The sequence below is a fragment of the Neoroseomonas alkaliterrae genome (assembly GCF_014199195.1).
GTDB lineage: Bacteria > Pseudomonadota > Alphaproteobacteria > Acetobacterales > Acetobacteraceae > Neoroseomonas > Neoroseomonas alkaliterrae.
Genome location: NZ_JACIJE010000017.1, coordinates 1 through 23,478 on the forward strand (window position 1 = coordinate 1; position 23,478 = coordinate 23,478).

At 70.6% G+C, this 23,478-nt stretch carries 22 protein-coding genes and 1 pseudogene; 2 read left to right on the forward strand and 21 right to left on the reverse strand.

Annotated features, from left to right (window positions below; genetic code table 11):
- Both FHS88_RS19415 and FHS88_RS19420 read left to right on the forward strand, forming a co-directional pair.
- A pseudogene (locus FHS88_RS19415) lies at nucleotides 1–580 on the forward strand (hypothetical protein); the annotation flags it as partial.
- A 1-nt stretch (nucleotide 581) separates the two neighbouring features.
- On the forward strand, nucleotides 582–1,481 hold the full coding sequence (locus FHS88_RS19420) for a plasmid partitioning protein RepB C-terminal domain-containing protein (RefSeq protein WP_184487159.1): 900 nt from the start codon (nucleotides 582–584) through the stop codon (nucleotides 1,479–1,481).
- Nucleotides 1,482–1,709: 228 nt separating this feature from the next.
- On the opposite strand, the gene FHS88_RS19425 is transcribed toward FHS88_RS19420, so the two are convergent.
- From FHS88_RS19425 to FHS88_RS19525, 21 genes are all read right to left on the reverse strand, one after another.
- A complete protein-coding gene (locus FHS88_RS19425) occupies nucleotides 1,710–3,065 on the reverse strand; it encodes a phospholipase D family protein (RefSeq protein WP_184487160.1) in 1,356 nt (451 codons plus the stop codon).
- A gap of 334 nt (nucleotides 3,066–3,399) precedes the next feature.
- Nucleotides 3,400–4,113 carry a lysozyme gene (locus FHS88_RS19430; protein ID WP_184487161.1) on the reverse strand — a complete coding sequence of 238 codons (714 nt, stop codon included), beginning with the start codon at nucleotides 4,111–4,113 and terminating at the stop codon, nucleotides 3,400–3,402.
- Nucleotides 4,110–4,367 (reverse strand): hypothetical protein, encoded by a 258-nt coding sequence (locus FHS88_RS19435; protein WP_184487162.1) that lies wholly within the window; start codon nucleotides 4,365–4,367, stop codon nucleotides 4,110–4,112. Before FHS88_RS19435 ends, FHS88_RS19430 begins: the two co-directional genes overlap by 4 nt.
- A gap of 75 nt (nucleotides 4,368–4,442) precedes the next feature.
- A complete protein-coding gene (locus tag FHS88_RS19440; protein WP_184487163.1) occupies nucleotides 4,443–5,105 on the reverse strand; it encodes a hypothetical protein in 663 nt (220 codons plus the stop codon).
- A complete protein-coding gene (locus FHS88_RS19445; RefSeq protein WP_184487164.1) occupies nucleotides 5,102–9,538 on the reverse strand; it encodes a phage tail protein in 4,437 nt (1,478 codons plus the stop codon). The genes FHS88_RS19440 and FHS88_RS19445 overlap by 4 nt, the downstream gene beginning before the upstream one ends.
- A 3-nt stretch (nucleotides 9,539–9,541) precedes the next feature.
- On the reverse strand, nucleotides 9,542–9,991 hold the full coding sequence (locus FHS88_RS19450; protein ID WP_184487165.1) for an NlpC/P60 family protein: 450 nt from the start codon (nucleotides 9,989–9,991) through the stop codon (nucleotides 9,542–9,544).
- Entirely contained in the window at nucleotides 9,988–10,848 is an 861-nt protein-coding gene (locus tag FHS88_RS19455; RefSeq protein WP_184487166.1) for a DUF2163 domain-containing protein, read from the reverse strand. Before FHS88_RS19455 ends, FHS88_RS19450 begins: the two co-directional genes overlap by 4 nt.
- Nucleotides 10,845–11,465 carry a DUF2460 domain-containing protein gene (locus FHS88_RS19460; protein WP_184487167.1) on the reverse strand — a complete coding sequence of 207 codons (621 nt, stop codon included), beginning with the start codon at nucleotides 11,463–11,465 and terminating at the stop codon, nucleotides 10,845–10,847. Before FHS88_RS19460 ends, FHS88_RS19455 begins: the two co-directional genes overlap by 4 nt.
- 3 nt (nucleotides 11,466–11,468) lie before the next feature.
- Entirely contained in the window at nucleotides 11,469–14,819 is a 3,351-nt protein-coding gene (locus tag FHS88_RS19465; protein ID WP_184487168.1) for a phage tail length tape measure family protein, read from the reverse strand.
- Nucleotides 14,816–15,271, reverse strand: coding sequence for a phage tail assembly chaperone (locus FHS88_RS21305; protein ID WP_456306812.1), 456 nt, complete (start codon nucleotides 15,269–15,271; stop codon nucleotides 14,816–14,818). The genes FHS88_RS19465 and FHS88_RS21305 overlap by 4 nt, the downstream gene beginning before the upstream one ends.
- Entirely contained in the window at nucleotides 15,166–15,618 is a 453-nt protein-coding gene (locus FHS88_RS19475) for a hypothetical protein (protein ID WP_184487170.1), read from the reverse strand. Before FHS88_RS19475 ends, FHS88_RS21305 begins: the two co-directional genes overlap by 106 nt.
- Before the next feature lie 14 nt (nucleotides 15,619–15,632).
- Nucleotides 15,633–16,886 carry a phage tail tube protein gene (locus tag FHS88_RS19480; protein ID WP_184487171.1) on the reverse strand — a complete coding sequence of 418 codons (1,254 nt, stop codon included), beginning with the start codon at nucleotides 16,884–16,886 and terminating at the stop codon, nucleotides 15,633–15,635.
- Between the two features lie 33 nt (nucleotides 16,887–16,919).
- Complete coding sequence (locus FHS88_RS19485) at nucleotides 16,920–17,276, reverse strand: hypothetical protein (protein WP_184487172.1); 357 nt, start codon at nucleotides 17,274–17,276, stop codon at nucleotides 16,920–16,922.
- Between the two features lie 80 nt (nucleotides 17,277–17,356).
- Entirely contained in the window at nucleotides 17,357–18,094 is a 738-nt protein-coding gene (locus FHS88_RS19490) for a hypothetical protein (RefSeq protein ID WP_184487173.1), read from the reverse strand.
- 1 nt (nucleotide 18,095) lies between these two features.
- Nucleotides 18,096–18,425: a hypothetical protein gene (locus FHS88_RS19495; protein ID WP_184487174.1), complete on the reverse strand. Its 330-nt coding sequence runs from the start codon at nucleotides 18,423–18,425 to the stop codon at nucleotides 18,096–18,098.
- 8 nt (nucleotides 18,426–18,433) lie between these two features.
- Nucleotides 18,434–19,030: a phage head-tail connector protein gene (locus tag FHS88_RS19500; protein ID WP_184487175.1), complete on the reverse strand. Its 597-nt coding sequence runs from the start codon at nucleotides 19,028–19,030 to the stop codon at nucleotides 18,434–18,436.
- Between the two features lie 12 nt (nucleotides 19,031–19,042).
- Nucleotides 19,043–19,270, reverse strand: a complete 228-nt coding sequence (locus FHS88_RS19505; protein WP_184487176.1) for a hypothetical protein — start codon at nucleotides 19,268–19,270, stop codon at nucleotides 19,043–19,045.
- A complete protein-coding gene (locus FHS88_RS19510; RefSeq protein ID WP_184487177.1) occupies nucleotides 19,267–19,698 on the reverse strand; it encodes a hypothetical protein in 432 nt (143 codons plus the stop codon). The genes FHS88_RS19505 and FHS88_RS19510 overlap by 4 nt, the downstream gene beginning before the upstream one ends.
- Before the next feature lie 102 nt (nucleotides 19,699–19,800).
- Nucleotides 19,801–21,099 carry a phage major capsid protein gene (locus FHS88_RS19515; RefSeq protein ID WP_184487178.1) on the reverse strand — a complete coding sequence of 433 codons (1,299 nt, stop codon included), beginning with the start codon at nucleotides 21,097–21,099 and terminating at the stop codon, nucleotides 19,801–19,803.
- An 11-nt stretch (nucleotides 21,100–21,110) separates the two neighbouring features.
- The gene (locus tag FHS88_RS19520) at nucleotides 21,111–21,776 is read right to left on the reverse strand and encodes an HK97 family phage prohead protease (RefSeq protein WP_184487179.1); all 666 of its coding nucleotides are present in this window, start codon (nucleotides 21,774–21,776) and stop codon (nucleotides 21,111–21,113) included.
- Nucleotides 21,773–23,218, reverse strand: a complete 1,446-nt coding sequence (locus FHS88_RS19525; RefSeq protein ID WP_184487180.1) for a phage portal protein — start codon at nucleotides 23,216–23,218, stop codon at nucleotides 21,773–21,775. The genes FHS88_RS19520 and FHS88_RS19525 overlap by 4 nt, the downstream gene beginning before the upstream one ends.
- Between the last annotated feature and the right edge of the window lie 260 nt (nucleotides 23,219–23,478).

Genomic DNA, 23,478 nt, shown 5'->3' on the forward strand with positions numbered 1-23,478 from the left:
GATCAACGCCAATCTCCATGCCAGAGATCAGCTTGGAATCACGTCCGGCCCCGGCTGGGAATCCCCCCAAGCGCCAGTTTGTCCACGCGGCCTAGAGTACGTCCGTGGTGTTCTTCGGCTTCTCACCGGTGGCGAGACGCGCCTCCTGAGGGCGGTGGAAGCTGGACAGATGCCGGTCAGCGTCGCCGTTGAGATCGCGGAGGCAGAGGACGCGAATGTCCAGCGCGTGCTGCACGAAGCCTATGAGAAGAAGCTGCTGCGGGGTCACAACCTGATGTCCGCGAAGCGTCTGATCGAGGTGCGCCGCAGCCAGGGCCCGCGGGTGAAGGCCAATGAGCGCCGCCGGCTGCGGCCGCTCTCGGTGGACTCCCTGCTGCGGACCTATCGGCAGGACGTGGATAAGAAACGCATGATCGTGCGCGATGCGACGAACACGCGGGGCATGCTGTTGTTCGTGGTGGAAGCGCTGCGGGCCCTTCGAGCCGATGAGGGCTTCGTGAATTTGCTGCGAGCCGAGGGTCTCTACACGATGCCGGCGAAGCTGGCCGAACGCGTTGGGCCCGCGCCGGGGGAGGCGTGAGATGGTCGCCGAGCACAAGCCGCCGCGCATCAAGAGTGCGTTCGAGGCCACCAGCATCCAGGTTCCTCTGGAGCGGATCCGCCCGCTGCGCCCGGTCTCCGGCAAGACGCGGAGATCGACGAAGTATGCGCAGATCGCGGCCTCCGTGGCTGAGGTGGGCCTGATCGAGCCGCCGATCGTGGTGCGCCATCCCTCGGAGCCGGACGCCTACCTACTGCTGGATGGGCATCTCCGGGTCGAAATCCTGCGCGACCGGGGCGTTGTCGATGTCCTCTGCCTCGTAGCGACTGACGACGAGGCATTCACCTACAACAAGCGCATCAGCCGCCTCGCCGCGGTGCAGGAGCATCGCATGATCTTGCAGGCGGTCGACCGGAACGTTCCCGAAGAACGCTTGGCCCGAGCGCTCAACATCGACATCAGCACGCTGCGCCAGAAGAAGCGCGCTCTTCAAGGCATCTGCCCGGAGGCCGTCGAGATCCTGAAGGACAAGCCGATTTCGCTCAGCGTGTTCTCCATCCTGCGGCGCATGAAGCCGCTGCGACAGATGGAAGCCGCTGAGATGATGGTGGGCATGAACCGCTACTCGAAGGGCTACGTCCAGGCGCTGCTGGTCGCGACGCCAGAAGACCAACTGGTGCAGGACGGCAAGCCGAAGGCGCCGAAGGCCCTGACCCGTGAGCAGGTGGTTTTGATGGAACGTGAGACGGCTCGGCTCGACCGGGAGATCAAGGTCGCCGAGCAATCCTACGGCCCGGATCATCTGCGGATGGTGCTTGCACGAACCTATCTGACCAAGCTCGTTGCGAATACGCGGGTCGAGCGCTGGCTCCAGCAGCACCAACCGGAGATGCTCGCCGAGTTTCGCAAGCTGGTGGATGGCCAGACGGCCGTGGCGTAGCGCCTGTGCGGCCGGGCGGGGCCGGCTACTGAAATGGGGACCCGGACCCGAAAGCGCGGGGACCGTCGGAGACGCTGCACGAGGGGCAGATCGAGGGCGGTGGTGGGAATGGCGGCGAACCCGCTGGCGCCCACCAGGCCGACCGTCATAGGGCCGGCCGGCTGTTCCAGTGATGCGGAACAGAAAGGTAGGGGTGCAGCGTCTGATGCTGCACCCCTCCCCGCCTCGTCAGGCATGCACCTCGACGTCGTAGCCCAGGGAGCGCAGAGCCTTGCTCGTGCGGCCGTTCCGGGGCGGGAATTCATCCGGCAGAGCCCATCCGACGATTTCCCCGAAGGCGCTGATGCCCATGTGGTCGAGCTTGAAGCGCGGCTCGGTGACTGCGTCCCATAGGCGCTCGACCAGCTTGTCAGATGGGCCACCGTAGAGCACGTACTCCAGCACCTGCAGCACCGACAGCTCTCCAGCGGTGCGCGTCCGGTACACGTATGCGGCGAGCGCCCGCGTCTTTTCCTCGATGGTGTATTGGCGCGTATCGGGCAGGCCGAGGACGCGGTTGGCGACGCGCCGCGCGTGGTCTCGCACCGCGTGAACACGGAGGAGGACCTCTGCAAGCTCGTTCTCAGTAAGGCGGGCCACGCGATCGGGTGCGAGCATGGACCTGACAAATGGGGCCCAGTCGTTGAGCGTGGTTGCCTCCGATGTCGGCGGCTCTTTGAGCTGCCGCCACCATTGGAGGGCGTCGCGTTCGGCCGCTTCAGGGTCATGCCTGTTTGTTAGGAAATGATGCTCGTACCTGGCTTGCCGACCTTCGAAGGTGCGCTGGTAGTAGTGGGCGTGAAGGAACTGGTCCGCCTGGGCGCCAGGCGGCGCGTCGGCATGGACCCAAACCGGCCTGTTCGCTTCCTTCGCGACCTTGGTAGCCAGATTGCGAATGATCTGAAGCGTGCTGTTCCACTCCTTGATGAACGCAGCGGCGCGCGCGGATGCCGCACTGCGTTTACTGACGAGGCCGAGGCCTCCCCACCGCGGCACGTGCGGATTGGCCTCGAAAGCCTGGGACTCGGCTTTATCTTCTACCCTGCGCCGCTGGAGCACGCGGCCCCGAGCCTCGATTGCCCTGAAGAGCTCATCGGTGAGCGGAGCTGAGTGCCGGTGGACCTCGGAAAAGAGGCGGTCAAGCTCGGCACCCTGCCCAGTGTCGGCCAGCTCATCCTCGGTGAAGAAGAATCCTGCCTCCAGGTTGTTCCACCAGGCGCTCTGCGTGAGGTTGGCCGAGCCGACATACGCGCCGTAGCCGCGCCACCAGATGGCTTTGGCGTGCAGGTTCCGGACCAAGCGGCAGGCGAACGCCGGGGAGCGGCGGTCTAGGAAGGTCTTGAGGATCGGCACGGCAACCGGCACGCCGTCGTCGAAGCGGCCCCAGAAACGGAGCGGGATGCGGTGTTCCCAGCACCATTCGAAAAGAAGCGCGCCGTCCGTGGCGTAGGCGACAGCCGCGTCGACGCGCTCGGTGTGTGGGGCGGCGGCCTCGACGATATCACGGAGGTAGTCGCCGTTAACGCCACCCAATAGCAGCTTCATTCCGCCTTCCGAATCCGGTTCGTCTCTCCAAGCGAAGCCCAGCCTCGTGCGTGCGGCAAGTTGTCGGCGGGTTCTTTGCCCCGGCACGACACTCCGATGGCGAGCAGCTCGGCACGGACCGCGGCTCCATGAGGATCACTTAGCGCTCCCTCCCGAACAGCACGAGCGGAACAGTGCCGCGCGCGATTGAGCGCACCGCGCTTCCAATGCCGAAGATCAAGGAGCGACGCCCCCACCCGAACGGGTGCGAAGGGCAACATGCTCGCGCCGATAGCCGTAAGCACCGCGCCCGCTGGCACCGGTCACCTCTGCAAGCGCGCGCATGCCGCCGCGATCACGCAGCGCGCTCCCGCCGTAGCAGGACGGCGACGGCGACGACGGCGACGGCGATGACCAGCGCCACACCAACCCACACCGGGATCCCGGCCAGCGCCTGCAGCGCCGGTGCCGCGGTCGCCGCAGCCGCGGCGTAGCCGGCGAGCTTCGCCGCCTCGGCGCCTTCCGAGGGCGGCGGCGCCGGCGCAACATGCCGGCTGGCGACGAACTCCCCGCGCGCCCACAGCCCGGCCTCGGCGGCGCGGCGGTTCACCAGCCCCGGCACGGTGGCCAGCCGCCCATTGCGCCGCTGCTTCACGTAGAGCCCCATGCGCCGGAGCGCGCCGTCATAGTCACCACGGTTCAGCGTCGCGGCGATGTTGGTCAGCGGGCTGCCCGGCGTAGTGCTGTGCCCCAGGTTGAACGCGAACGACACCAGCGCGCCGTACTGACCGTCGGTCAGCGGCACCGTGACGATGCGCGCGACCGCCGCCTCGACCGGTGCGAGATCCTCCAGTAGCAGCCGCTCGGCCTCCGCCTGCGTGATGCGTTGCCCTGGCCGCACCGTGCGGGTGTGGCCGTAGCCGATGGTCAGCGTTCCCCGCACCGGATCGTCCGGCTGGATGAAGCGCGGCGGCCGCGCCGGGTCGGCGTCGTCATAGGCGTGCAGGATGCAGCCTTCCCACCGCTTGAGCAGGTCGAGCGCCTCGGCGCTGATGCGGCGGGGGGTCATTCCCCACCTCCGAACCGCGCGGTGAGCAGCCGGTCGAGCTTGCCGTCGAGCTTGTCGAGCCGCGCGAGCACGCGGCCGACATCGGCGTGCAGGTCCGCCTTGGTGGCGTATTCGCGCGCCAACTGTTCGCGCGTGCGCGACAGGCACAGCTCCATCTGCCGCAGGCGGTCGAGCGAGGCCTTCAGGAAATAGGCCAGCGGCGCGATGGCGAGCGTCGTCACCACCTGCCAGAGCAGGGTCGGGGTGAGGTCCATGATGTTCTCCGGGGAGGCAGGCGGGCCGAGCCGCGATTGACGGCCTCGTGGGTGGGAACGTTGCAGCGCGCCCCGTCAGGTCAGGGCGACGCCCTTCCACACGGCGGCGCCGGCTGTGGCGTCGACACAGCACCAGAAAGTCCAGCCGACGGTGTCGAGCCATTGCGAGCCGACGCTGTAGCCGGCCGCGCTGTCGTCGGTGGCGGTGGGGGCCGCGGTGGCGGCGAGGTTGTGCCGCGGTCCGAATTCGACCGCGGTGGCACTGGCATTGACCCGCAGGATCCGCCCGCCCTGGCCGGCATAGCTCGCCGGGGTGTCGGCCAATGCCAGGAAGGTGGTGACCGGCGTCGCCGCCGTGCCGCGGATCAGGGCCGTGAGCCCGTTCGTGCTGCCGTCGGTCCGCGCCAGCACCGCCTGCCCCGGCGCCAGGGTCAGCGTCGTGCTTCCCCGCACGAAACCCACCTCCTGGTTGCAGGTGCTGTCCATCACCAGCACGGTCAGCCGCTCGCGCGCCGGCAGGGTGACCGTGCGGCCGGCGACGGTCGCGTTCTGCGCCCGCACGGCGAGCGCCTGGCGGTACTGGGCATCGGTCAAGGTGACGCTGGCGCTGGCCAGGTTGGCGTCGAAGGTTTCGGTCAGCGCCCGATCCAGTGCGTCGAAGGCCGCGTTGGCGGTCACCTCCTTCTGGTTCTGGCTGGCCTGGATGTAGGTGATACCGAGATTGGTGGTGCCGCTCACAGGGTCGCCTCCGCTGGCAGGCCGCGGCCGACCAGGCCGCTCATCTGGTGCACCCGCACGAAGACCTCGGTCTGGGTCGCGCCGAAGTCGGTGGTCTGGTTCGCCGCCGAATAGACCGCCGAGGTGGTGCTGGCGGTGATGGTGCGAATGGTCCCCGGCGCGTAGTTCGACGCGGCGATGTTGCCGGCGCCGGTGCCCGTGCCGCGGCGGAGCCGCAGCTCGGCAAAGCCGCGATTGCCGCCGCCATTGCCGGCGGTCACCCGCAGCCGGAAGGACCGGTAGGTTGCCGCGGCGGCCAGGGCGTAGCTGCGCACCAGGCCATTGCTCCAGCCGGTCTGCGCCGTGCGGGTGTCGAGTACCACCCAGCCGGAGGTGATATTCAAGCCGCCGGCGGTCGCATAGAGCTCGAGCTCCTGCACCCGCATGTTGATGCCCCCGCCGGAGGCCTGGCCGGCGGTCACGCGCAGGCGGTAATGCCGATAGGTGACCGGGGCCGGCAGCGTGTAGGTCCGGAGCTCATTGCCCGCCCAGCCGGTGATGCCGGTGCGGCTGTCGAGCACGACCCAGTTGGCGAGGTCGTGCGACCCCTCCAGCGTCCAGTCCTTCGGCGCGTCTGTGCCGACGAAGGAGCCCGGCGCCCTGACAGCGTACTGCGCCACCGTCTGCGCGGCGGGAAAGCTGATGCCGGCATGGCGCGGCAGGGTGGTGCTGGCCACTCCCCATTCGGCCGAGCCCTCGTCGAACAGGTTGGCCGGCGTGCCGCCATCGCCGAAGACGCTCGGCACTTCCGTCCCCCGCCCCTGGAAGGTCCAGTCCCTTGGGCTGTCGCTGCTGGCGAAGGAGGCGCGGGCGACGATCTCGTACTGGCGGACGGTCTGGTCGCTGTCGAAGGTGACGCCGACGAAGTGGGGATCGGAACTCGCCAGCCATTCGGTGGTGGTGCTGCCGTCGAAGGCGTTCGCTGGCGTGCCATGCGAGCCGAAGTAGGTCTTGGTGACCGCCGGCGGCCCGTTCAGCACATCGACCTCATAGGCCTCCGAGGATTCTGACAGCGGCACGGTGCCGGTGCCGTCGAGCCACTCGCCGCCGAGGCGGGTGCGGCGGATCCAGCTGATGGTCAGGTTCTGGCTGCCATCCCGGGTCCCGGTGACCTGGCAGGGGGCATAGGGGCGCTCCGCCCGGCCGCGGACTGCCTTGGTGACGGTGCTGGCGGCGGTCTCCACCGTCTCGAACACGGTCACGGCGCGATGGTGGCGCGTGGCGGTGGCCTCGCTGCCCTGCGCCTGGAACTGGAAGCGTGCCGCGTCCAGCAGCACGAAGGTGTCACCGGCGGCGCGGGAGGCGATCAGATCCTCGGTGCCGCGCCGCCCGCGCAGCAGGCCGGTCAGGCGATACCGCCCTGCCCCCAGGTCGGTGGCGGTGCAGAACTGGATGATCTCGGCCCGCCCGTCCGAGCCGATCAGCGCTGCGCGGTTGGCACCGTTCAGCACCTCGAGCTCGGTGGCGCTGTCGAGCTCGCCGTCGGCCAGCTGCACCTCGACCGCGCTGGCCTCGTCCCAGATCCAGGGCGAGACGGCCACCGCTGGGGCCACCTGCACGCTGCCCCAGGTGACCGGCGTGGTGACGGCGCCGAGCGCGTCCCAGCTTGCTTGGTCCGGGCTGCGGTTCAGCACGACGCCGCGGAAGCGCTGGCCGTCATAGGCGCCGACCAGGGCGTATTCCCGCAAACCGGCTTGGCCGAGATCGTCGGCGTCATCGACCAGAGCGAGGTCGGGCAGGAGGAGCCTGGCGAAGTACGGCGCCGGCATGCCGGGCTCGGCCCAGCCCGCGCCGCCCTCCGCCGGCGCGGCCAGGGCATAGCTGGCGGCGTCCTCGGTGACCGCCTCCAGGCGGGTCACCCAGTTCGCCCCCAGCTGGGTCGAGAGGACACGGCAACGGATGGCGGCGCCGTCCCGGGTCGTCACGGTGATGGGATCGGTCGGCACCAAGCGCGCGTGGCGGGGGCCGACGGCGCAGGACAACCGCGTGCGCTCACGCCACGCACCGGTGATCAGCCGCCTTGCCACGGCCTTGGCCTCGCCGGCGGTCAGCGGAATAGGCAGGTCGATCGCGGCGGAGGCATTGGCCCCGACCGTCGCGGTAGGGCTGACCGGCCGCCGCCAGGACTGGGCGTTCTGCTCGAAGCCCCGCTCGACATCGAGAAAGCGCACGGCCAGCTCGCGCGGTAGGTCGGCATCCTGCGCCCGCTGCTCCTGCAGCACGGAGGCATCGGGTTCCTCCCGCACCATCTCGGCATAGGGGATGGTGGCGACGACGACCCCACCCCGCTTGCGGAAGACCAGCACGTCGTCCTGCTCGACTGCGTCGAACTGGAAGGCGCCGGCCAAGGGGGTGATGGCGTCGCGCGCCGAGGTCGGGCGCGGCACGATGTAGCCCCGCAAGGCGTCGGTGAGCGCGGCGGTACTGATGTCCGTCCCCATCAGCCCGGCGCGCTGGCACAGCGCGGCGACCACCTGCCCCACCGTCAGGGAGTTGGCCGCGGCGCGGGAGAGGTAGCGCTTGGCGATCTCGCGCACGCCGGCGCCGGCGCCGACCTGGCCGAGCACGGCCTGCTGCTCGTCGAGCCAGAACAGCGTCTTGAAGTTGGCGCCCGCCTGGTTGACCAGCACGTCGCCCGAGCCGGTCTGGATCAGGAAGTTGCCACCAAGGCCCCAGGTAGCGCCGAGCACGCGGGTGATCTGGCCGCGGCCGTCATGTGAGGCCGGCAGCACGTGGTCGACCACCTTCCAAACCACCCCGCCGCCCGGGGCCCATTTGATGGTCGAGAAGCGCCCCCAGCCGCTCAGCGGCCCGCCGGTGCCGGAGAGGGTGATGACGAGGGTGTCGTCGCTGACGTCCCAGAAGGCCGCCTGCAGCAGCGGCCGGACGGCGAGCGGGTCGATCTCGGCCTGGACGTCGATCGACGCATAGTCGTCGCGAAAGATGCCCATGGCGGCGCCGCCGCCGAGGCTCGCCGCGCCGGAGTAGTACCGGAAGCGGGCGACATCGATGCGGAACGGCGTGGCGAGTTCTGAGGCGCGCAGATACCAGAGCTCGACGCCGCCATCGTCGCGGGTGCGGCCGGGGACCAGGATGACGGGGAAGGTCAGCGGGCCGATGCCGAGGCCAATCGGCACCGGCGGCGGCTCGATGGCAACGTCGCCGGCGCCCCAGACATATTCCATCCGGTCGGCGTCGATGGTCAGGGTCGACGAGTAGGATCCCTGGACGATGACGAAGCTGCGTGGGCGCGCGCCGAGCCGCGGCACCGACAGGCTGGTGATCGCCATCGGGTTGACCAGGCGGGTGCCGTTGTCGCCGAAGCCGAAGCCGTCGCCGAGCGGATTGCCGAAGACCCCCACCCCGCGCATGGCGTCTGGGTCGATCTTGAACAGCGGGACGCGATTGGCGTTGCCGCCGGTGACGTAGAGGAAGCCGTCGACCCCGAGATGCATCAGCCCAGTGCCGGTGCTGTCCGGACCTGGGACGCTGCCGAGCGGGAATAGCGGGGCGAGGATGCGGTCGAGCGTGTGCTCGCCCAGGCTCTGCATCGTCACCAGGTCGTAGACCCGGATCATCTCGTTGGCGCCGCCGCCAGAGGTCGAGGTGCGGACGCGCCCCTCGTAGATGCGCCCGCGGCGGTAATCGACCGCGACGTTGCAGGCCCAGTTGCCGATGTAGGTCCGCCCCGAGGGCGAGGATGGCCACAGCGGTGCCACCGGCGGGATGGTCGCCACCTGGGGGAAGCTGCGCGCCGCATCGCCGGCGAGTTCCACGGTGACGTTCGGCATGCGGTTGCCGAAGCGCTCCAGTGGCACCTCCTCGAAGACGAGGTAGGCGAGGCCGCGATGCGCCGGCGCCTCGTTCGCACCCAGAGAGGCGGCGAGCAGCGGATCCGGGAGCTGCGTCTCGCTGCCGGGATGAAAGCGCCAGACCAGCCCGGGGATCTGCACCACCTCGCTGGAGCCGGTGGTGTCGTAGACCAGCTGGGCGTCGAGCCAGATGCGCAGCACCTGCGGGTTGGTCGGCGGGATCAGCCATTCGCACAACCCGACCGCCCAGGAGAGGTAGTAGGAATAGGTCGTCGTCTTGGCGCCACCGCCGCCCTTGCCCTGGCGGCGGGTGGTGGCGCGCTCGCGCAGGTCGGTTTTCCAGATGACGTTGCCGGCGAGCTTGACGCGGCCGACCGCCATGGGGATGGGCAGGCCGTAGCCGGAGGTCTGGACGGTGAGGTCGTTGAGCCGCGGGCCTTGCGTATCCTGACCCTTGGGCGGGAAGAGCAACGCCCCGGCGGCGCCGCCGAGGGCCCAGCCGATCGACGCCCCGAGCGGGTTGAACCCCGAGACCACGAAGCCGATGGCGGCCCCGGCGCCGGCGACGGCAAGCTGGGCCATGGCTCAGGGCTCCGCGGAGACCGAGAGCGCCGGCAGCCGGAACGCGCCGAGCAGGGCTGCGCGCAATTCGGCATCCATCGGCTGCTCGACCACCTGGCGGCGCGGCGCATAGGCGTGTAGGCACGCGGGCACGCCCCAGGCGGGATGCAGGGAGGCGATGCCGACATGGCCGCCGTACAGGCCGAGGCGGAACAGCAGCACGTCGCCGGGCTCGGCGTCTGCGACCCGCGGGGCATGCCCCAGGACCCCCTCCAGCAGGCGCGTGCCCTGCGGCTCGCGGGCGTAGGGCGCGGGATCGGGCAGGTCCCAGCCCACATCGCGCGCGGCGAGCAGCACCAGGCCGATGCAGTCCACCCCCGTCCGGCTGCGGCCGAGATGGCGCCACGGCACGCCGATATAGTCGCGCGCGGCGGCGACGAAGGCCGCAGCGGCCACATTGGCCTCCGCGCTCACGCCGGCGTCTCCAGCACCGCGAGCGCGCCGGGGATGAAGGGCTCGCCGCGAAAGTTGAGGTAGTTGCCGAACACCGCCTGGCAGGTAGCCTTGCGCTTGTCGCAGCCTGGCTGGATGCGCAGCACGTCGCCGACCGTCGGCGCGAAGGGCGGCGGGGCGAAGAGCGACAGAACCCGCCCGCCCTGGTTCCACGCCAGCACCTCGCGGGCGACGCCGGCATTGGCGCCGGACTGCCAGATGGCGACGCCGCCCTCGAAGTAGCTGTTGGCGAAACCCGAAATGGCCGCCGACATCACCAGCGTCACGCTGTCGGTCACCGTCTCGACGACTGCCTGCTGCGTCCAGCCGGCGCCGAAGGTGAGGTCGACTTTGCAGCGGGCGTCGCCGAGATCGGCGCGGCATTCGGGCTGATACATCGCGCCGACGGTCTGCTGCAGCGGCTGGGCCAGGCCACGCAGCTCAGCGCGGAAGCTGCCATCGTCCTGCGCGATGACCTCGCCCAGCCGGCCGCGGCGGAGCTTGAGGTCCCCGTCCCCCAGGCTCGCCCAGTTCACCGCAAAGATCCGCACTTCGGCGTGATCCCACAGCCCAGCACGCAGTTCGGCGGGGTCGATGGCGCTGCTGTCGAGCAGACCGACCAGCTCGGTCTCGTCCACCGCGAGCTCGGCACCCGCCGAGATAGCGGCGCGCTGGTAGCCGAGGGCACAGACAAAAGTTTCGCCGCCATAGACGAGGTCGCGGTCGTGATCGGTGAAGGTGAACACCGCGCCGTCGCGGCGGACCACGCGCCACAGCGTCGCGAGCGTCGTCGCCTCACCAGCGAGGTGCGTGGCGAGCGCAGCGGAGGCAGACTTCATTCCCTGATCTCCACCACGGGGATGTCGGACCACTCGCCGATCTGGAAGGCGGTCAGGCGCAGAGGCAGCGTGTCGGTGTCGAAGCGCGCCGGGACGTCGAACTCGCAGGCGGCCTCGATCGCCTGGCCGGTGGTGCCGGCGAGCGCGCTGCCGAGGGTGATGACGCCGGTGGCGAGGTTGACCTGGAACTGACTGGAGCCGGTCCCGAGGCTGCGCTCGGTGCCATTCACCCAGCAGCGCACCGTGCCGGCGACGGGGCGGGTGATGGTCCGCGTCACCGAGGTCGGGCCGGAGGTGTAGGTGCGCAGGATCTGCCAGGTGGCGTCGCCACCGCCGGTGGTGCCGATGACCTGCCGGTCCAGCTGGTAGTCCGACCAGTCCTTGAACCGGAAGGCGTGCAGCCGTCCCGCCCGCGCCCGGAAGAAGGCAATCAGCACCGCGAGGTCGTTGTCGTCCTGCAGGCCGGTGGCGACGTTCCAGCGGCCGCGGCCGGCGGACCAGTTGCCCTGGCGCTGCTCATGGCCCCCGGAGGAGACGATCACCGAGGTCGAGAATTCCGGCCCGCCCTCCGCCCCCTCGGCGATGCGGTCGGGGAAGCGGACGTCGTGGAAGGCCATGGCTCACCGATGGCGGTTGCTGCGCGCGACGGAGCGGGAGAGCTCGGCCAGCACCTGGCCGCGGCTCTGGCGGAAGGAGCCGGCGTCTGGCGTCTGGATGGTGATGTTCTGCACGACCTGGCGCGGCCGATCCGCGACGGCGGCGCCGACCGCGGCCTGTTGCCGGCGGGTCAGCACCCGCTCGCCCATTTCCAGGATGGCGGGGAACTCGGTGCGGGTTAGCAGGCCGCCGCCCTGATGGAACCGCGGCGCGCCGTGGAACAGGGTGAGCGGCATGGCGCGCTGTGGCACCACGTCCTGGCCGACCACGCCGCCGCGGTGGAAGAACGACACCAGCGTGCCGGCCTGCATCGCCGCCTCGGCCGAGAGTTTTGCCGCGCCGACGCCCGCGGCCTCAACCGCGGAGCCGCCGAGGCCGAACAGGCCGGCGAGGCCGCCGCCGCTGAACAGGCGACTGCCGCCGCCACCGCCACCGCCAAACACACCGGAGGCGACACGGCCGAGCATCTCCTCCAGCGGCTTGAGCACCAGGGCACGGGTGCCGAGATCGAGCAGCGCGCGTTCCATGTCGCGCAGCACGTCACTGGCGCGGCGGCCCTCGAAGGCGATCGCGCGGAAGCCGGACACGAGGACACCCGCCGCCTCACGGCCGTAGCCCTCCATTTCCTTGAGCACGCGAACGTCGTCCTGCGCTCGGGCGATATCGACAGCGTTGGCGATGTACTGCCGGCCGGTGTCCGTCTCCGAGGATCCAGGGACGCGGCGTTCCAACTCGGCTCGGGCCCGGATGGCGGCGATCGCCTCGGCCCTGTCGCGCTCCCCGAGGCCGATGGTGCCCGCCTCGGCGCGGATCAGCTCGATCTGCCGTCGCTGCTCCTCCAGCGAGGCGGCGGTGATGCGGTCCGCCTGCACACGTGCCAGGCGCAGGTAGCGCTCGGTGAGCTCAGCGACCGCCGCCGCCTCCTGCTCCGTGCCGGCGAGCCCGGCGCGGCGGACGTCCTCCAGGGCCTTGGCCCGCGCCTCGGCCTCCTGCATCGCTCCGGCGCCACGGCCCAGCGCCTCATTGAGCCGCCCCTCCGCCTCGATCTGGCGATCGACGTTGGCGGTGAGGTCGCGATACTGGCCGGCGGCGCGGGCGAGGACCGCCTCGCGCACCGCGGCGCGTTCCTCGACGGTGGGATCACGCCCCTGCGCCCGTGCGGCCTCCTCCAGGCCCTGCATGGCCTGGGCGAGCTCACGGGCGGCGCCCTCGCTGGTGGTGGCAATCCGTGCTGCCTCGCGCTGACCGCGGATGAACTGCTCGATCGGCCGTTCGGTGCCGGTGATGCGGGCGCGGATCTGCTCGATGGCGTCGCCGAACTCGCGGTACTCGGCGCTGTCCGGCGCAGCCTGGCGCTGCGCCCGCTGGAAGCGCTCGAGGTCGCGCGTCAGCTCGGCGACGTCGCCGGTCGGCGTGCCGCGGCGGCGGACTTCGGACAGCGCGCTGTCGTAGAAGCGCTGCTCCGGCGTCGGGGTCGGTGGGCCGGCGACAGATGCGGGCTGGGGGTTCGCTGCCCCGGTAGGGGCTGTGGCCGGTGGCGGTGGCGGCGTGGCCGGCACCGGCTGCACCGGCCCGGCGATGCCCGACCCGGAGTAGCCGGCGCGGATGCCGCGCACGTACCGCGCCGTCTCGTTCGGCAGGTCCGCCTGGCCGCCGAGCACGCGATCGACCCGGCCAGGGCCAGCATTGTAGTCGGCGAGAGCGAGGGCGACGTCACCGCGCGCCTGCAGGCGTTCGCGGAGGTACAGCGCCCCCGCGATCGTGTTGCTGCGCGGGTCGTCGATACCGCCCGACAGGCCATAGCGCCGCGCCATCTCCTCGAAGGTGCCCGGCATGACCTGCATCGGGCCGCGCGCGCCCGCGCTGCTGGTGCGCCAGCTGCCGTCCGGGTTGCGCACGCCCTCGGCGCGCTGCACCCGCTCCAGCAGCGCACGGTCGACGCCGGAGACGCGGGCGGCCTCCTCCAGCAGGCCGGAGATGTCAGCCGCCGGGGTGGGTCGAGTGGCCTGCGCGCCCGGCGTCGAGGGGCCCAGCATCTGCTGCAGCCGCAAGCCGAGCGCGACAGGCGCGCCGCCAGGCAGCGCCTGAAGCACGGCAAGGCCGCCCTGTTCGACCAGGAAGCGCGAGTTCCGCTCCGACCGGGCGAGCCACTCGATGAAGGGACCGCCGGCCCGCGTCAGCCCATCGGTGATCCGGTTCCACAGGCCCTCGAGCGATTTCTCGACGTTGTTGATCGCCCGGTCGAAGGCGGTGCCGCCAGCGGTCGCGCCCTGCACCACGCTGGTCAGGCGCGCGATGACCTGGGCTGCGGCACCGCTGGCATCACCGGCGCGGACCATGAGCTCAATGTGGCGGCGGAACTGCTCGTCGAAGCCGCGCACGCCCTGCTCGGCGAGCTCGCGGGCCACCTCCTCGGGCCGGCGCAGGGCACGGGCGACACGCTCGGCCGCGGCGGAAAGGTCCTTATCCAGCGTGCGGGAGAGGTCGAGCGCGAGCGCCACATAGCGCTCAAGGTTCTCTCGGTCCTCCGGCCGCACCACCTGGGCGATGCGCGCCTGCGCAGTCCGTACTTCCGAGCGGCCCGCGCCCGGTGTCAGCAGGCTCTGCTCGCGGGCGCGGCGCTCCAGGTTGCGCGCTAGGCTCTCGTAGTCGGCGGCATAGCCACGCAGCTCATTGCGCAGCCGGGCGACGCGGCGCTCGGTGCCCTCATAGGCGGCGAAGGTGCCGATCAGTGCGCCGCCGACAGCAAGCGCGCCGACACGCACGGGGGTGAACAGCCCGCCGATGGCGCGGAAGGTATTGCCCACCCCGCCCATCGCCTGGGTGATCTGGCCACCCTGCTGGGTCAGCACTTGGAACGCGCTGGCCCCACCCAGCAGCGAGGTGATGACGTCGTTGATCTGCGGCGCCAGCTGCTGCGCCTGCCGCGCCGTCACCCCGAAGGCGTTGGCGGTCTGGTTCGCCGCGGCGGTCACCGCCTGGTGGCGCTGCTGCAGCGGCACTAGCAGCCGGGCATGGTCGTCGAGGCTGATCAGGCCGAGTTTCAGGGCACGGTCGAGCTTGGCCTCGGCATCGACCAGTTCGACGGTCGCCTTAACCGCCGGATTGGTGCGCTGGGCCAGGGCGGCGACCTGGCGGGCGGTCTGGTCCATGCCGCGGGTGATGCGTTCCTGGGAGCCGGCGACCTTGTCGCCGGAGGCGCGCAGGCGCTCATTCGCTCCCTCAACTTGGCGCGCGCCGGCGACATAGCCGGAGGCATCGAGCGAGGAGCGGATGATCGACAGCAGCTCGACGCCGCCCATGGTGCCGCTCATGGATCGTCGTCCTCCAGCTCGGCATCACGGCGGCGGGTGGCCGCTAGGCGCTCGGCCTCGATGGCGCGGCGCTCGCCGTCGAGCGCGAGGACGGCGACAATCTCCGCCGGGTGCAGCGGGACGCGCATGGTGCGGCACCAGGCCTCGACGTCGCGGTGCTGGATCGGCTGCGGGATGCCGCTCTCAGAATGCAGGCGCTGGGCGTCCAGTTCCCCGAACGCCCGCCACACCGCCTCGGATCCCGGCGGGCGCGGCGGGCCGACGAGCCCCGCCGGCATCCTCCCGCTCTGCCGCTGCGCCGACAGCAGATGTTGCCGCCGCGAGCCGCCGCCCTTGAGCCGCTGGCTCAGCCAGAATTGATGGCGGCCATGGGCGCGGAGAGCGTCGAGCCAGCCAAAGGGAAGAAGTTGCCGCTGACATTGAGGAAGGCGATCGCCGCGTTGCGCAGCCAGCGCAGGCCGGTGGCGTTGAAGGCGCCGGCGGCGAGATCAAAGCTGCAGGGCGCGGCAATGGCGTGGCCGTCCAGGCCGACCAGGTGCCAGGACTTGGTCAGCCGGGCCAGCATCTGGCCCATATCCTCCCACTCCTCCTCGGCAGTGAATTCTCTGCCCAGCTTGCGCTGGGCGTTGTCACGGGCGAGCCGATGCGCCTGGGCCTGCTCGCTCTCCCAGGAATAGAGCTCGATCCAGCCTTGCTCACCGGCCTCGTCGGTGAGCGGCGCGCGCGTCACGGGGTGGATGAGCAGCAGGCGGGCGCTGCGGTCGGTCGGCAGCGCCAGGGTGTCGAAGATGGCCGGCATCATTCTCTCCAGGATTAGGTGGCGGCGGTGTCGGTGCAGCGCAGCGTGGTGCCGGTCATGCCGGCCGCGCTGCCGAGGTATTCCAGCGCCTGGAACGGCACGTTCATGGTCTGCGAGCCTTCGCCCTGCACGTTCTCCTCGTCGCCGTTCAGCTTGAGCCGCGGCAGGTGGAAGGCCACCGCATCGGCCGTGGCACCGCCCGCGGTCAGCATGAACAGCAACTCGACCTCGAGCTCCTCCTCGAAGGCCGCGCTGATCGCATCGGTGTCGTCGACCAGCGCGGTGAAGTCGCCGGTGACGTCGGCGGTGCCGAGCAGCACGTCCGGCGGGAAGGCTTGGCCGAGCACCGCCGGGGCGTCCGCTGCCATGGCGAGGTTCAGGTTCAGCCCGGTGACGGTGCCGACGGTGCTGCCGGCGATGCGCAGGATGCCGTTGAGGCTGTTGCACACCTCGGTGGTCGTCGCTGCGGCGGGCGAGGTGAAGTAGGGCGCCGCCGCGCCGGTCAACGTGCGCCGGTTCCGCCCCATGACGTTGAGGCCGAAGGTGCTGTTGCCCTCCGCCGGCACGGCGAGGCGGTACCCCGTCACGCGGAGCTCCGTGTAGAGCCGGGCACGGTCGAGATCCTCGTGGTAGCGCTCGATCGCCAGCTTGCGCCGGACATGGCCGGAGGCCGGGATGATCGACGACTTCCCCGGCGTGGTCAGGGTGAAAGCGGTGTCCGCCGCCATGGTGGTGGGCGCCGGAAACACGCTGACCTCGCGGTTGGAGGTCCCCCCGAAGCCGGTGACCAGGAAGCGCACGCCGTTGTTGCCGGCGGCCGATAGGCTGGCGAACTGGATGATCGTCCCCTTGCGCAGGCCGAGCGCGACCGGGTCACCCCCGCCGAAGTTGAACTTCGAGGTGGCGCTGTCGGCGGCGGCGCTGGTCAGCTGCACTTCCGTCAGGCCTGAGGGCAGGATCGGTGCCGCGGAATCGCGGTGCGCTGCCTCGATGAAGTCGAAGTAGCTGCCGGGGGAGAACTCGCCATCCAGCGGTCCCTCGACCCGGCGCGAGGTATGCCGCGAGCTGCGCACCTGGCGCGAGGGCAGGATCTCGGCCGAGCGGGTGGCGTTCTTGCGCAAGTTCAGCCCGGCGCTGACGCGGCGGAGGATACGGCCGCCGGACGATCCCGGCGCGGTGGCGATGTCCGCCTCCGCATTCGTGACCATGGTACCGTCCGCGTAGAATTTGTACGCGAAGCGTGCCGCGCTGCCTTCGGCGAGGGGCATGGGTGCTCTCCGAGTGTGAGGGAGGGCGCGGCGTCAGCCGCGGAAGCGATAGACGAAGACGGCGATGCCGCTGCGCACCCACCAGGCACCGTCGGCGGAGGCGCCGGGCATTTCGATCACCGAGGCGCCAAGGAAGGACAGCGGTCCGTCGCGCCGGCTGCGGAACACCCCGAGGGCCTGGTCCAGTAGGGCGAGCTGGGTGGCCTCACCCAACCCGCGGGCGGCCATCACCCGGATCACCACGGAGCCGTGCAGCTCCTTCTCGTGTAAGCCGCGGCCGCCGCCGAAGGCGGCTAGGCGCTCGCTGCTGTGCTCCACCGCGAGGTGCAGCCAATGCTGGGTGGCGGCGCGCGAAGGGACGGCATCGCTGCCATTGTGATGCCAGAGCACCGGGATGCCGGGCGGGGCCGGCCAACCAGTGGCCCAGGCTACGGCTATTGCAGCGACGCTGTCGGCGTAGGGGGACGCGGTCATGAGCGAGTGGCCCGGATCGGGCGGATGACGATTGCCGGGTAGCGGACCTGGCTCTCGATATCGCGCGACCCTGCGACGCGCCGCTGCGAGCGCTCGGTCACAATCCCCCGCCGCCCGAAGCGCCGCCGCCGAGTGGCCTCGACGCTGAGCGCGAAGGCGTCCGGCACGTCGACATAGGTGAAGCGCGGCTCCCAGCCGAGCGGGCGGAGCACGGGTCGCAGGGCGACTGCCGCCTGCTCGACGAAGTGCATGGGCACCTGCAGCACGAAGGGGCCGCCGCTGTCACGCTTGCCGACCTCGAGCCGGCGCGCGTAGTCGGCACGGACCACCACCACCGCCTCCGTGGCGCCGGCCGGCAGACGCGCGGTGCGAGGCACCGCGGCGTCATCAACGAAGGTGGTAATACTGGCCTTCCAGCCGCCTTTGCGCTCCGGCCCGTTCTCCTCGATGTAGGTGACGGCGCGGATCACCGCCTCGGTGAGGTAGTGCCAGGCGATCAGGATGACGCCATCGGGGCGCACCTGCTCCGGCGCGGCGCCCGGGCGGCCGTCCACCGTGGTGGTGTGGTCGGGCACCACCCCGCCGGAGCGGGCGGCCTGCTGGCGCTCAACCTCGGCGATGTGCGCGCGCGCCATGGCAGCGAGGCGGCGACTGGCCGCGGGGCCGGTCAGCCCGCAGGTGCCGACCTCAAGCTCGCGGGTGAAGTTGCGGAACTGGCCGCGGGTGATGGCCATGTCAGCCGCCGCGGACCGCGAGGGTCCAGCCGATGCGCTCCGTTCCCTCCCAGACGGGGGCAGCGAAGAGCACGGTGAAGCTTTCCGCGCCGTCCAGCACCTCATCGGGCTCGCGCGGCGGCCAGGGGAAGCCGGCGGCGACGAGGTCGGCATGCAGGATCTCGATGCGGCGGTCGCCCTGCACGAGCGGCGGTGCGAGATCATCAGGGGCATAGTCCGCCGAGAAGCCGGTCACGGCGGCCGTGACGAAGGTGTCGGGCGGCGAGACCAGGCGGCGCAGCGTCATCGGCCGCCCGCGCCGCGCGAGGGCACGACGGCGGGCCTCGCGCAACGCGCCCATCAGAGGTGGAACCGCCGGTAGCGTTCGAGGGCGGCCAGCCGGTTGGGCGCCAGCGGCAGCGTGTCGCCGCGGTGCTCGAAATAGCCGACCGCGCCGACGCCCTCGGTGGTCTCGTTGCGCACCGCCGGATCGCGCCCCTGGCCGTGCCACAGCCCAGCGAGCAGATCGAGGCAGGCGCGTTCCAATGCGGGCGGTGCGTCGTCCGGCAACACGAAGCCGGCCTGGTACTCCACGACCACCAACCGCGCCGTCCATGGCACGCGGGCGCCCTCGCGCAGCCGGTAGAGCAGCACGCCGCCCCGCTCGTAGTCGGCCGCGGCCAGCGCGACGCCGTCCTCCGTGACGGCGGTGATCGTCACGCCGAGGTCGCGGTGGAGCACGATGACATCGACCGGGGACACCAGGCGTGCGGTCTGCCGCAGCATCTCGCGGCCGAAGCCCGAGCGATTACACCACTGCGCGACCAGGTCGGACGCCTGGCGGATCAGATCGGCGATCCGGGCGTCCTGTGCCGTGTCCGTGACGCCGAGCTCGCGCTTGGCGGTCGCCAGCGTCGTGAGGTCGCTGGTGGCGGCCGGCGTGACGATCTCCAGCATCTGCCTTCCCCGTCAGGCTGGATCGCGAACGGGCGGACGGCGCCGTGCGGGTTGCTGCCGAGGCGAAGGATCCACAGCGACCGCCTCGGCATATCCCTCGGCGACCAGTCCTGCGGCGGCGCCCGCGCGCAGGCTGACCTTTTCGCCGGCGGCGACGGCGATCAGCCGCACGCCGTCCAGCGAGTAGGAGAATGGCCGCAGCGCGCGGATGCGTCGCTGCCCCTCCGCCGCCATGGTCACACCGGCGGGTTCGGCGTTGGCGCGTTGCGCGGATGGCCGAGCAGCGCAATCGCCGCGAGGAAGATGTTCCCCGTGTTGTTCGCCGGCGTGACGGTCAGCCGGACGTAGCGCTTGCCGCCGACATAGCCGATCTTGCGGGTCTTGTTGTCGTCGGCGAAGGACAGCCCCGCCTGCGCCTCGGTGCCGATCAGCTCCTTGTCCGGCACCGCCTCGGCCCCGGCCATGTTCGCCGCATCGCTCGCCTCGACCAGCACGGTCAGCGTGGCATCGGCATCGGCGATGTCGCCGGCGGCGAGCAGGAAGGTCAGGCTCTCATAGCCCTTGGTGTCGACGATCTCCGACACGAAGGGCGTGTTGTCGGTCCTGGCCGCCGCCGGGCTAATCGCCCGCACGGGGTGGATGTTGTGGCACAGGTCACGAGTGGCCATGGCGGACACCTCGCCTTTCAGTTGCGTTGATGGAACGGTGAAGTGTGTGGATAACCGCAGCGGCGGCCCGCGCGGCCGATGGCGGCTACGCGGGCCCGGCCGTCACGCCGCGGCGCACTTCAGCTTGCGCATGGTCTCGGCCAGCACGACCGCACCGCCCATGCGCCGGCGGAACAGGAAGCGGACATTGCCGCTGGTCGCCTGGGTGAAGGGATCGCGCAGCATCGTCATGGCGATGCGGTCGACGATCACATAGCCGCGGCGGAAGTCGCCGAAGGCGATCGGAAAGGCGTCCGCCCCCTCGTTCGGCATATCCGGGCATTCGACGTACGGCGCGCCGAGGATGGTGTTCGGCACCCCGTTGGCGAGGCCCGGCATCCAGACGTAGTTCTTGTCGGCGTCCTTCAGCTTGCGCACCGAACCCAGCGTCACCCGGTTCAGCGTCCAGACCGCGTTGCGCGCATAGGCGGTCTTCAGGGCGTGGAAGAGGGTGATCAGCCCGTTCCCCTGACCCTCCGCGTCGGCGATCGTCGCCGCCGAGCCGGAGGGCGTGAAGGTGATGTCGGAATTGGTCAGGATGCCCTCCGCCTCGCCGACGCCGGAGCCGCCGACGAATTCCTGCCCCTCCTTGACCGCGAACTGCTCGACCGCCTCGGCGCGGATCTCGCTCTCGAGGTCATAGGCGCTGTCCTCCAGGTTGTGCTGCGAGATGTCGACCAGCGCATAGACCTCCGGCGCGGTGATCTCGATCATCCCGTAGGCGAGGCCCGGGGTCTCGGTGCGTGTGCCCTGCTCGGAGACGCGGCGGGCGGCGAACTGGCCGGTACGCTTCGGCAGCATGATCGACTTCGAGGAGGTGCCCCGGACGCGGGCCAGCGAGCGGACCGGGCTCATCTCGGTCACGCCCTTGATGATCTCGCGGACGTACTCGGACGGGGCGAGATAGCCGCCGGTCGTGTCGTCGGCGATCGACATCGCCTTGTGCTCGGCCGCGACCTCGGAAAGCGCCTTCTGCTGCTCGGCGGTGAGGTTCGGCACGCCGATTGTGTGGGCGTTGATCACCGCCCGGGCCCAGGTGTTCACCCGCGCCTTGAGCTCGGCCTGGCGGTCGCCCGTGCCCATGCCAGGGCGGTTGATCCGGGTCTCGATGCGCTCCAGCGCCTCCTTCGAGCCCTCCGCCGCCTCGCGGCCGGCCTTGGCCTCGAGCTCGGCCTTGGTCAGCCGCTGGTTCAGCGCCTCGAAATTGTCGAGGGCGGTGTTCACCCGCTGGAGCTTCTCCTCCAGCACGACATCGGCGGCGCCCTTCTTGCCGACCTCAGCGAGGCGGGCGTCATTGGTCGCCTTGAATTCCTCGAACGCACGGCCGAGGCCGTCGAGGGCCTCCTTCACATCGGTTTCCATGGGGTATCCCGTCAGGATTGGAGGATCTGCTGCAGCCGGCGGATGCCGGCGAGCACATCGGCCGTTGCGTCCTCCTCCCGAGGCTCGGCACTGGCCTTGAAGCCGCGCGAGGCGATGGCCTTGGCGCGGTCACGCGAGAACCCTGCCTCCCGCAGAAAATCCTCGAAGTCGCGAATGGTCTGGATCCCGCCGGCGCGGGCCTTGAAGTCAGTCACCACCGCGGCGGGGTTCACGCCGTGGCCACGGGGGGCGAGCGACACCTCGTCAAGCCAGATGGTCTTGAGGCGGCGGAGCTCGGCGGCGCGGTCGACCTCGAACAGCATGGCGGTGTAGCCGATGGAGAGGTCCATCGCGCCGTCACCGCGGAGCGTGCCGTAGGCCTTCTGGCCATCGGGGTGCTCGAGGTCGAGCCGGCCGGAGCAGTACAGACCGCGCTCGTCTTCGCGGAACTCCGCCCAGCTGCCGATGGCCTTGCCCGGGTCGTGGAACCACAGCATGCGGGGCGCGGTGCCACGGCGTGCGTGCTCGGCGAGCGTCTCGGCGAAGGCGCCGGGCAGGATGACGTCGCGATAGGTGTCGACCACGTCGAACACCGCGCCGTAGCCCTCGAAGGCGCCGGTATCGGCGGCGACCGACTTCACCTCGAAGCGGGCGCGGAGATCGCCGCGGATCCTCATGGCGTGGTCTCAAGTTGGGACAGTACGGTATCCAGCGCGTCGCGGGCGCCGCGAATGCGCGCCTCGTTCGCCGCCGACAGGATCCGGCCGATTTTCTGTTCCAGGGCGGGGTCCTCCGCGCCGATGACACGGGCGACGGTGGCGATGGCCGCCGCCTTGCCGTCAGCGCCCTGCCGGTCGGCGGACTGGCCGCCACCACCACCATCCGGGCCCTGGGACGGCGCCTGCTTTGCACGGAGCGCGGCCTCGGCCTCCGCCTGGGTCGCCAGGTTCAGCGGCCGCAGCGGTTCGTCGAGGCCGGGTAGCGGGTTCAGATCCTCCAGCGCCCGGGCCTCATTGCGGGTTAGCACCCCGAGGGTGATCAGCGCGCTGTAGAACTCCGACCGCGTGCGCGCATCGCCGCGCATCAGCGCCTGAAGGGAGAATTTCGCGTAGAGCCGGCGCTGCCGTTCCTCCCGCGTCATCAGGTCGACGCGGATCCGCTCCTCGAAGCGGCGCGTCCACCGCCCCAACGAGTAAACGACATTCGCGATGAAGAACTGCTCCGCCGAGGCGTAGGTCGAGGCCTTGTCGGAATGCCCGACCATGGCCGGGTAGACCCCGAAGGCGCGGCAGATTTCCTCGATCTGGAAGCGCCGGGTCTCGATGTGCTGGGCATCGACGCCGGTCATGCCCATCGGCTCCCATTTCAGGCCGGAGGACAGCACCGCGGTGCGCATGGCGTTGGACAGCCCACCCTGGGTCTGCTGCCAGGCGGCGCGGAGTTCATCGACCTGCTCGCGGGTCAGCCGCTGCTCGGTGGTCAGGATGCCGCCCGGACGGGCGCCGTTCGCGTGGAGCCGGGCGTGGGCTTCCTCGGTGGCCAGCGCCAGGCCGATCGCCTCGCGGGCCAGCTTGGTGGCATCCAGGCCAGAGTAGGCGTTCCAGGATGGGGCGCGCAGGTGGAACACCTGTTCGCGGCCGACGGTCAGGCTGCGGCCGTCGGCGAGGACGAGATGATACGCCAGGTCATAGCCCTGGCGCTGCTCGATGGAGACGCTGCCGGGGACGAGGGGGATCAGCTCGCGGATCGGGCCCCTGGGGTTCGGGCGATTGATGAAGGAGATGCCGTCGCCGCGCAGCACGGCGTGCATCAGCGTGGTCTCGATCCACTCTGGCCAGGTCTGCCATTCGTTCGGCTGGCCGGCGAAGAAGTCCCACAGCGGCTCGCCCGTCGCCACGTCGCGCCCGCCACCCTCGCGGGGGCGATAGATGTCGAGCGGCAGCATGGCGACGCCGCAGGCGATGGCGTGCACGCAGGCGAGCGCGGTGGTGCATTCCAGCGCGGACGTGGCATTCACCGTGGCACCAGACTTCGCGGGTGGGCGTAGCGCCTCCCAGAAGCCCGGCGCGAAGGTTATGGCTTTCCGTTCCCGCCAGAGACGGGCGAGGCTGCCGAACACGCCAGCTGACATGGCACCTCATGTGCTCCAGGACGAAGAACATCGGCGTTGACCGTAACGGGAGCGCTCGCGCCGAATCGGGGTATGGTCGATAGCTCGGCGCTGGGTTTTCCACGGCGCTGGAGGAACCGCGTCGCGCACGGAATGGGATACGAGGAGAAGCCTTAGGCCGCGTGGACAAACTGGCGCTTGGGGGGATTCCCAGCCGGGGCCGGACGTGATTCCAAGCTGATCTCTGGCATGGAGATTGGCGTTGATCC